Annotated in this window: 11 protein-coding genes; 5 read left to right on the top strand and 6 right to left on the bottom strand. The window is 45.4% G+C overall.

Annotated elements, in window-relative coordinates; genetic code table 11:
* On the bottom strand, positions 1-1,464 hold a 1,464-nt coding region (locus tag AND4_RS17790; protein WP_009844378.1), incomplete at its 3' end, for a RecQ family ATP-dependent DNA helicase.
* 76 nt (positions 1,465-1,540) lie between these two features.
* Between AND4_RS17790 and AND4_RS17795 the strand changes: the two genes are divergently transcribed.
* From AND4_RS17795 to AND4_RS17805, 3 genes are all read left to right on the top strand, one after another.
* A complete protein-coding gene (locus tag AND4_RS17795) occupies positions 1,541-2,020 on the top strand; it encodes a GreA/GreB family elongation factor (RefSeq protein WP_009844379.1) in 480 nt (159 codons plus the stop codon).
* Between the two features lie 59 nt (positions 2,021-2,079).
* On the top strand, positions 2,080-2,823 hold the full coding sequence (locus AND4_RS17800) for a YggN family protein (RefSeq protein WP_009844380.1): 744 nt from the start codon (positions 2,080-2,082) through the stop codon (positions 2,821-2,823).
* Between the two features lie 222 nt (positions 2,824-3,045).
* Complete coding sequence (locus AND4_RS17805) at positions 3,046-4,410, top strand: sodium-dependent transporter (protein ID WP_043991867.1); 1,365 nt, start codon at positions 3,046-3,048, stop codon at positions 4,408-4,410.
* A 99-nt stretch (positions 4,411-4,509) separates the two neighbouring features.
* On the opposite strand, the gene AND4_RS17810 is transcribed toward AND4_RS17805, so the two are convergent.
* The 5 genes from AND4_RS17810 to tsaA all read right to left on the bottom strand — a co-directional run bounded on the left by AND4_RS17810 (position 4,510) and on the right by tsaA (position 8,384).
* Positions 4,510-4,701 carry a DUF4250 domain-containing protein gene (locus tag AND4_RS17810; RefSeq protein WP_009844382.1) on the bottom strand — a complete coding sequence of 64 codons (192 nt, stop codon included), beginning with the start codon at positions 4,699-4,701 and terminating at the stop codon, positions 4,510-4,512.
* Positions 4,701-4,907 carry a YaeP family protein gene (locus AND4_RS17815; protein WP_009844383.1) on the bottom strand — a complete coding sequence of 69 codons (207 nt, stop codon included), beginning with the start codon at positions 4,905-4,907 and terminating at the stop codon, positions 4,701-4,703. The genes AND4_RS17810 and AND4_RS17815 overlap by 1 nt, the downstream gene beginning before the upstream one ends.
* Before the next feature lie 113 nt (positions 4,908-5,020).
* The gene (locus AND4_RS17820; RefSeq protein ID WP_009844384.1) at positions 5,021-5,689 is read right to left on the bottom strand and encodes a tellurite resistance TerB family protein; all 669 of its coding nucleotides are present in this window, start codon (positions 5,687-5,689) and stop codon (positions 5,021-5,023) included.
* 173 nt (positions 5,690-5,862) lie between these two features.
* Entirely contained in the window at positions 5,863-7,578 is a 1,716-nt protein-coding gene (locus tag AND4_RS17825; RefSeq protein ID WP_009844385.1) for a proline--tRNA ligase, read from the bottom strand.
* A 110-nt stretch (positions 7,579-7,688) separates the two neighbouring features.
* On the bottom strand, positions 7,689-8,384 hold the full coding sequence (gene tsaA / locus AND4_RS17830) for a tRNA (N6-threonylcarbamoyladenosine(37)-N6)-methyltransferase TrmO (protein ID WP_009844386.1): 696 nt from the start codon (positions 8,382-8,384) through the stop codon (positions 7,689-7,691).
* A gap of 126 nt (positions 8,385-8,510) precedes the next feature.
* Between tsaA and AND4_RS17835 the strand changes: the two genes are divergently transcribed.
* Positions 8,511-8,771 carry a type B 50S ribosomal protein L31 gene (locus AND4_RS17835; RefSeq protein ID WP_009844387.1) on the top strand — a complete coding sequence of 87 codons (261 nt, stop codon included), beginning with the start codon at positions 8,511-8,513 and terminating at the stop codon, positions 8,769-8,771.
* 3 nt (positions 8,772-8,774) lie between these two features.
* Complete coding sequence (ykgO, locus tag AND4_RS19740) at positions 8,775-8,900, top strand: type B 50S ribosomal protein L36 (protein WP_009844388.1); 126 nt, start codon at positions 8,775-8,777, stop codon at positions 8,898-8,900.
* Positions 8,901-9,192: the final 292 nt, after the last annotated feature.

Here is a 9,192-nt window from a genome sequence, read left to right on the forward strand (position 1 = left end):
GGTGAGCTGTTTGCTTTCTAATTCAATCCAACCGTTTTGGTGGAAGTAATCTAGCGCCGCAACCACACGGCTGCGCTCAGATTGATAGTTCATCCACAAGGCTTCTAAATCCACTTGGCACCAAACCTTGGCTTTGGTCGAGCAATTAAAAATAGCTTCAACAAACGAACGTCGCTCGCCTTGGAATTGATTGAGAATGAAGCTTTGGTCTTGTAAAAACTTGAATCGATATTCAGCAAAATAACTGTATTTGGCTTCAATTACTTTTGCCAGTTCTAAGTAAACCAGTAAGGTCTTAAGCGGCAGTTGACGAATATTGCTGTCGCGAGATAAGCGCAGTGTCATCACTTCCCACTGTGGTGTATTTTCGCGAATTTGCTTAATGACGTAATTGATTGAGCTTGGTTCTGGCGTATCACCATAAACAAAATTTTCCAAAACCGTTAAGCCAGAAGTATTACCCAGTAAGATACACTCCGAACGTTGACCATCTCGTCCGGCACGGCCAATTTCTTGTGCGTAGTTTTCGATAGATTTAGGTAAATCGAAATGAATGACTCGTCGGATATCGGATTTATCCACCCCCATACCAAAAGCAATGGTCGCGACAATGCAGTCTATTTGCGAGTCCATAAACTGCTGTTGGATTTTCTCTCGAACGTCGCTCTTCATACCCGCATGATACGCGTGAGCATTGATACCTAAACGAATCAGTGAGCTGGCTACTTGCTCTGCGGTTTGTTGTTGAGTTACGTACACGATACTTGGCAGTTTAGGTGATGCGGCAATAATGTCATTGAGCTGAGTTTGCTTGTGCTCCTCATCGCAGGGCACCATTGAAAGGTCGAGGTTAGGACGGTAGAAGCCAGTAACGGTTATGTTTTCATGGGCGATATTAAACTTGCTTTGCATATCCTCGATAACTGCTGGGGTTGCCGTTGCGGTTAGTAATAGAGTTTGAGGAATATTCAGTTCACGCTGGTATTGCGGCAGCTTAAGGTAGTCAGGGCGGAAGTTATGTCCCCATTCTGAGATGCAGTGAGCTTCGTCGACCACCATTAAAGAGAGCGGGATTTGACGAATAAATTCACGAAAACGCTCGTTCTTGAGCCGCTCTACCGAGATCATCAAAACCTTAATTTGTCCACTTTTCACCCCAGCCATGACCTGCTGTGTTTCTTCTCTGCTTTGGCTACTGTCGATTGATGCCGCGGCAATGCCTTTGTCTTGTAAAAAGCTGAGTTGATCTTTCATCAACGCGAGAAGTGGCGAGATTACGAGCGTCAGATGCGGTAACTGGGTCGCGGGTAGTTGGTAGCAAAGCGACTTTCCTGAGCCTGTCGGGAAGATGGCAGCTGCTGAGTGCCCGTTCATTACTGCCTCAATCACGCAATGTTGGCCCGGTCTCAATGAGTCAAACCCGAACACGGATTGAAGTGTTTGCACAAGCGAGTCACTTTGCATACTGGGGAACCCTTAATTTGATGATAAACTGGGTTACATTAACACACCCTGAGCGCCAGATGCGCGTCCAAAAAGTATGAACAAATTTGATCTAGTCCAAATAATCATTCAACAGCTCGAAGACAAACTGCACGTTGCTCATGCTTCAACACAAAGCGCTATTGATGCCGCGACAGATGAAGAAACGGTGCCTGAGCATAAATACGATACATTGGCGCTTGAAGCGTCGTATCTTGCACACGGACAAGCCATGCGTGTGCAAGAGAGTGAGGAGGAACTCCGCCAGTACCGTGTTCTTGTTGTGCGTGATTTTGTCGATGCCCCTATTTCGGTGGGTGCTTATGTGGAATTAGTGGATGAGAATGACACTGAAAAAGCCTTCTTTATCGGTCCTTGTTCTGGCGGGCTGACCGTCCAATGGCAAGGAAAAGAGGTGTTTGTTCTCACGCCGAAATCCCCCCTTGGTTGTGCCTTAATAGGCAGAGAAGAGGGGGAAGAGATTGATATGAACATTGGTGACAACAGAGCGTGTTATGAAGTCGTGACGGTTTGCTGACATCTTATGCATAATTACTTGTTATCATTAAGTAAGATAACCATGAAAAAGAGAAAGTAATGAAGAAACTGCTCACACTCTCATTGTTGGCCATCAGCGCAAGTGGCTACGCGGCTCAGTGTCGCGTCGATATCAACAACGAAGTTCGTATGGATGGTCAGAACTTAGAAATCGTACATACCAATGGTGAAAAAGCGGTCGTTGATGGAGACAACAACCTGTTTATCAAAGGCGAGCGAATTGATCTGGATAATGACCAGAAAGCGGCCATTGAAAATTACCGCGAAAAGATGAATGCGTACATTCCGCAAGCAAAACAGCTGGCAAGTGATGGCCTAGCATTGGCAAATGATATTATCGATGACATCGCGGTCAGCCTTGATGCACCAGAATCATTTGATAATGTCAAAGTCGCGTTGAAGGATTTTTTTGCGGATGTGGAAGCACGCTACTACAAAGATGGCGATTTTATTCTGCCTGCTGATAGCTTTGATTCAATGACTGAGTCGTGGACTCAAGATTTCGAAAAGGCACAAGAAATCTTCAACAAAGAATTCTTAACCAGTGCACTAGATGCATTGTCTAGCAAAATGAAAGAGGACGGTGGTTTGAACTTAACTGCACTGTCTGAAAGCATGACCGAATTGCAAGTTAAGGTACAAGAACGCTTGGCTGAGCACTCAAAAGAGGTCGAACAGCAAGCAGAGGACTGGTGTGAATCACTGGATAACATGGCTGGTGAAGAACAAGATCTACTTAAGAAGATCCCTGAGCTGAAAGATTACCAAGTCTTCACGATTTAATTCCCAGAAACTGCAATAGCATCACCACCTGCGAGTAAGCGTTATCTTCCACTCGGGGTGGTTATGCTTACTTGATGAGAATGGGTGTAAGTTGAAATTTACAAACTGATTCTCCGCTAATTGTTGTTAATATTGACTAATTAACCTGACGACTCTTGTTGATACGAAGAGATTACTATAATGTACTAGTCAACTAGTTCATTGGTATCTTGTGTGAGTGGTATGACACAACAAACTTCTTCTCAGCCTCGTGAGCATTTCGGCTCACGTCTCGGATTTATTTTAGCCGCAGCGGGTGCTGCCGTAGGCCTTGGTAACATCTGGGGTTTCCCTACTCAAGCTGCAAGTAACGGCGGTGGTGCCTTCTTGTTGGTTTATTTGGTGATGATCCTTATCGTGGCATTCCCAATGCTGGTGGTTGAAATGGCGATTGGTCGTTATGGCCAAGCAAACCCAGTTGACAGTATGCGCGCTCTAACAGACAACCCAATAGGTAAAAAGCTTGGTGGTCTTGTCGGTTGGATTGGTCTGAGTGTACCAAGTGCCGTTTTGGCTTTTTACTCAATTGTCGGCGGTTGGTTGATCTGCTTTATGTTGGGCGCAATGACCGACATTGTGGGCATGGAAACAGCAACGCAATGGTTGAAAGGCTTCAGCGTCGAGCGGAACTTATTTGGTACGATTACGTTTTATGTATTGACCATTTTGATCGTGCAAGGCGGCGTAAAGCAGGGCATTGAAAAGTGGTCAACACGCTTAATGCCAGCACTGTTTGTCTTGTTCGGCTTGTTATTCGTCTACATCATGACACAAAACGGCGCGATGGAAGGTTTAAAGCACTATCTGGTGCCTGACTTTGAGAAAGTATGGGACCGCAAGCTTATCCTTGCAGCGATGGGCCAAGGTTTCTTCTCTTTGACTATCGGCGGCTGTTCGATGCTTATCTATGGCTCATACCTAAGTAAAAAAGAAAACCTGCCGAAAATGGCGATGAATGTAACTATGGTAGATACCGCTGTTGCATTTATTGCTGGCCTAGTGGTGATGCCTGCAATGTTTGTTGCGATGCAAAAAGGCGTTCAAATCTATGCGGAAGATGGCTCACTATTGAGTTCTGATACGCTGGTATTTACCGTTCTCCCCTTGATGTTTGATAGCTTGGGTCTGCTGGGACAATTGTTCTCTATCGTGTTCTTCTTACTACTGACGATTGCAGCATTGACATCATCTATCTCGATGCTTGAATGTCCGGTTGCGCTAGTCAGTGAGCGATTTAACACCAAACGTAGCGCAACAAGCTGGGTTTTAGGTGGCCTGATTGCATTGTTCAGTGTGGTTATTGTATTTAACTTTGGCGCGTTATTTGGCTTGGTTGCAACCGCCGCAACGCAATACTTACAGCCTATGGCGGCGTTGCTGTTTTGTTTATTTGGTGGTTGGGTATGGAGCCGTCATTCGAAAATTAAAGAGCTTGAACAGGGGTGTCCTGAGTTCACTCAAGGCTGGTTCGGTAAGCTTTGGCCTGCTTACGTGAAATTTGTTTGTCCGCTTCTCGTCGCGACCGTTATTTGGGCTTCATTCGGCTAATAAGCTGACACAAGACATAAAAGAAAAGGGCTTGATGAGTGCATCAAGCCCTTTTTCTATTTGTTTTTTACATTGTCCGCTGTGGTTAACGGTGAACGGTTAACGGAACTGACCAGCGTCAGGCAGAAAGTCAAAACCCGCTGTTGCCAGTTTTGCTTCAAGCGCACTGCGGTCGATATCGAAGAATACGACCAGTTTATCCAGATCCCCATTAAAGTCATCGCGTAGTTTCATGTTGACGATGCTCATCAGCATGATTGGATCCATAGACTCAAAGTTTGCCAAGTTCATTATTTATCCTCGAAGTCAGAGATCAGTAGGTTTGCCGCAGCAAATGCTGCCTTGTCACGAATGTCTTTAGGTAGAGACTCGTCAGCCGCAACGTCATTCAATGCTTTTACTGCACATGATATTGCTTGGGGTATGTAAGCTTGATCGCCACTACCAATTTGAGCGTAAAGTGCACGAACAAGTTCACAACAGTCGTATACTTGCATGGCTAAATCCTTAATAAATGATAACTGCTCTCAAATATACACACAGCCGTTTTGAAACTCAAAGCGGAGAATTGCTCTGGCTCAAGTTAACCATCTATTTGGGTAAACCTTCATCACTGCAATTGGGCTTCCAATTGGTCAGTAACCTCTGGAGCTAGATTGAGCTGTTTAGCGAGTTCCTGCAAGTAGGCTTTCTCCATAAAGTTTTGTTCATCGACTACAATCAGTGACGCAAGGTAAACTTCTGATGCTTGTTGCGGCGAGGAGGCTAGACGCGCGATTTCAGCCGGGTCGAGAGGTTTGTGTAGTTCTTGGTGAACCAATTGCCTTGTGTGCTCGTCGGCGCCCATGTCGGTCAGTGCCTGCTCAATACGAGTCATTTCTTGATCATCGACATGGCCATCGGCTTTCGCTGCGCCAATCATGGCCTTGAGGATCAGTGTTGCGTGTTTGTTTTCATCAGGATCGAAGGTTTCGTTGACACCTTTTGTGTCCTGCTTTGCCTGCCAATCGTTGTAGACTTTATACGCCAGAGCACCTAATGCGGCGGCACCACCGACTTTGAACGCCCCAGAACCCACCTTTTTTACCATCTTTTTACTTTTCTTCGAGCCCATTAGCATGCCGATGAGGCCACCACCTATTGCTCCAGCGCCAAGTGTTTTAAGTTGACTAGAGCTTGATGAGGATTTGATGTTATTGGTTTGTTTACCAAGCGCATCTGCGCCTTGTTTAAGTAGGTCAGATTTGAGTGCTTGGTTGAGAAGACTTTTTAGATCCATATGTGATCTCCTTACTAGATTAAACTTAGTGTAAGGTGATGATTATGAACCAAAGATTAACAACGCAAATATTAGCGGGAGTCAGCAGACTTAAAAAAACAGACGTAAAAAAGGGCTGACCTAAGCCAACCCTTTTCATCGCTATATATTCGGCACAGTGTGCTTAGTGCAGATTATTGTAGTTGAGCTTTAACGTGCTCAACAATGTCTGTCATAGCAACGGCTGTTTTCTCACCAGAGCGGCGGTTCTTGTACTCGAAGTTGCCTTCTTTCATTGAACGATCACCGATCACGATAGTATGAGGAATACCGATAAGTTCCATATCCGAGAACATGACACCTGGGCGCTCTTTACGGTCGTCAAAGAGTACTTCAACGCCCATCGCCGTCAGTTCAGCGTATAGCTTCTCAGCCGCTTCTTTCACTTCTTCAGACTTGTGCATGTTCATAGGAACGATAGCCACTTGGAAAGGTGCTAGTGCGTCTGGCCAGATGATGCCGTACTTATCGTGGTTTTGCTCGATCGCAGAAGCGACAACACGTGAAACACCGATACCGTAACAACCCATCTCTAGGATGACGTTCTTACCGTCAGGACCAAGAACACCACAGTTCATCGCTTGAGAATAAACATTACCTAGCTGGAAGATGTGACCGACTTCAATGCCACGCTTGAGCATCAGCGTACCTTGGCCACATGGGCTTGGATCGCCTTCTACGACGTTACGCAGATCTTCAATTTGGCCTAACTCAACGTCACGGCCCCAGTTGATACCGAAGTAGTGTTTGCCGTCGATGTTTGCGCCTGCGGCAAAGTCGCTCATAACCGCAACAGAGCGATCAACGATAAATGGTAGCTTAAGACCAACAGGGCCTAGAGAACCAGCGCCAGCACCGATCAGTGCACGCATTTCCTCTTCAGTTGCCATCTCTAATGGAGAAGCAACTTGAGGTAGGTTTTCTGCTTTCACCTCATTTAGCTCGTGGTCACCACGAACGATGAGAGCAATGATGTCTGCATCGACTTCTTCAGACGCTTTAACGAATAGAGTTTTGACAGTCTTTTCTACTGAAAGGCCATGCTGCTCTACGAGTTCAGCGATGGTTTTTGCATTTGGCGTATCAACTAGTGTCATCTCTTGAGTCGGCTGCGCACGCTCAAAGGCAGGTGCTGCTGCTTCTGCTTTCTCGATGTTCGCTGCGTAATCAGATTCAGTAGAGAATGCGATTAGGTCTTCGCCACTTTCTGCCAGTACGTGGAACTCTTGAGAGCCACTGCCGCCGATAGCGCCAGAGTCAGCGAGAACAGGGCGGTACTCAAGACCCATGCGATCGAATGCTTTACAGTAAGCATCGTGCATCGCTTGGTAAGATTTCTCTAGGCCTTCTTTGTCGATATCGAAGCTATACGCATCCATCATGCAGAATTCACGTGCCCGCATGACGCCGAAACGTGGGCGTCGTTCATCACGGAATTTCGTCTGGATTTGGTATAGGTTTAGCGGAAGCTGTTTGTATGAACTCACTTCGTTACGCACAAGGCTAGTGATCACTTCTTCAGCGGTAGGGCTAAGAACAAACGGACGAGTATGACGGTCAGTAAAGCGAAGTAGTTCAGGACCCATCTTCTCAGAACGACCTGTCTCTTCCCATAGTTCAAACGGCTGAACAACGGGCATCAAAGTTTCGACTGCACCTGCATTGTCGATTTCTTGACGAACGATGTTTTCGACTTTACGCAGCACACGTAGACCAGTAGGCAGCCAGGTGTAAAGACCTGAAGCCAGCTTACGGATCATACCCGCGCGTAGCATGAGCTGGTGGCTCACGACTTCTGCGTCGTTTGGAGTCTCCTTCAAAGTTGAAAGAAGATAATTACTGGTACGCATTAAATTTATCCGTTTATTAAAGTTGAATACTCAAACCGAAGTGGTCAGGAGTATGAGGCCCCTCGAAGGGAAAATTGTTAGCGGCTTATAATATCAGCCAAATGCTTTTGTCAAAAGCTTTCAATCGCAGTAACCTTTATTAAGTTATCGCTTACAGTGAACTTGATGTTCAGATCGAACAAATTTACCGCATATTCCTTGTCGTCTGGTTTGTTTTTCTTGTAAGCCGGACGAGGATCCTGTGCTAAGACTTGTTCTATTACAGTGGTTACGTACCCAGCATCGTTACGCTTTTCGAGTGTCCCCAGAGCTGTAGCAGAGAAGTGTACCTGTGATGTTTCAGGCTCTTCTTCGGCATAACCACCTTGCGCTTCTACAATCGAATCCGAGTAGGGGATGTATGGCTTGATATCGATGATCGGTGTGCCATCGACCAAGTCTACGTTGCCTAGCTCCAAATAGATCTGATCGCCTTTCTTAGTGATCCCTTTGACCTCCACTGCAGACATACCAATGCCATTGGGGCGGAAGGTCGAGCGTGAAGCAAATACGCCAATACGTTCGTTGCCGCCTAAGCGAGGTGGACGTACGGTTGGCTTCCATCCTGCATCTAAATTTTGATCAAACAAAAACAGTAACCACACATGAGAAAACTGCTCCAATCCGCGCACGGCTTCGGGGCTATTTGCGGTACCTTGAAGCTTAACCCGTGATCGCGCTGCGGGGACCAAACGGGGTTGGCGAGGAACAGCAAATTTTTCTTTATATGGGCTTTCAATAATACCAATCGGCTCAATGGAGTACATGGATATAGGGTCTTGTTCATGAGATATAAAAACCAAAATACCACAAAAAGATGCTTGATCTTTTCTTGAGAATGATTCTTAATTGATATGTTATATTATAACATTTACTAAGAGGGAAACTTTTGTATGAAAACAGGTATCCATCCCGAATACCGCCCTGTGATATTTCATGACACGAGCGTAGACGAATATTTTGTGGTTGGTTCAACGTTGCAGACCGATAGGACTATCGAATGGAAAGATGGAAAAACTTATCCGTATTTCACGTTAGACGTTTCGTCTCAATCCCATCCTTTCTATACGGGCAAACAGCGCGTTGTTCAAGCAGAAGGCCGTATCGCCAACTTCAACCGTCGATTTGGTCAATTCAACCGAGATAAGGATTAAGAGATGAAAGTGGTTAAATCATTAAAGAGCGCGAAAAGCCGCCACCCCGATTGTCAAATCGTCAAGAGAAGAGGGCGTTTGTACGTTATCTGTAAGGCAAACCCACGTTTTAAGGCGGTTCAGAAATAATATCAATAACAGCAATTACTCAGAATTAGTGTGAAAGCACACTAGAATATTCAACTTCTCACGACGGTTGGTATGACACTCCAGTGTCGCGATGATTCATCGAGTATGATTATTTATAATTCTAATTTGTGAATTATATGTGGTTAATATAGCTATATTTTTATCATTTACGGGTCAAAAGCTCGTCATTTATTTACATTGTGTAACATTTGCGGCTTTCTCTCAATCCTTGTGTTTAGTAATCTGCGCACGCTTAGTGGTCTCTTTATCACTAAGCGTGCATAGGAATATT

Origin of the sequence: Vibrio sp. AND4, from assembly GCF_000171815.1 — a bacterium.
GTDB lineage: Bacteria > Pseudomonadota > Gammaproteobacteria > Enterobacterales > Vibrionaceae > Vibrio.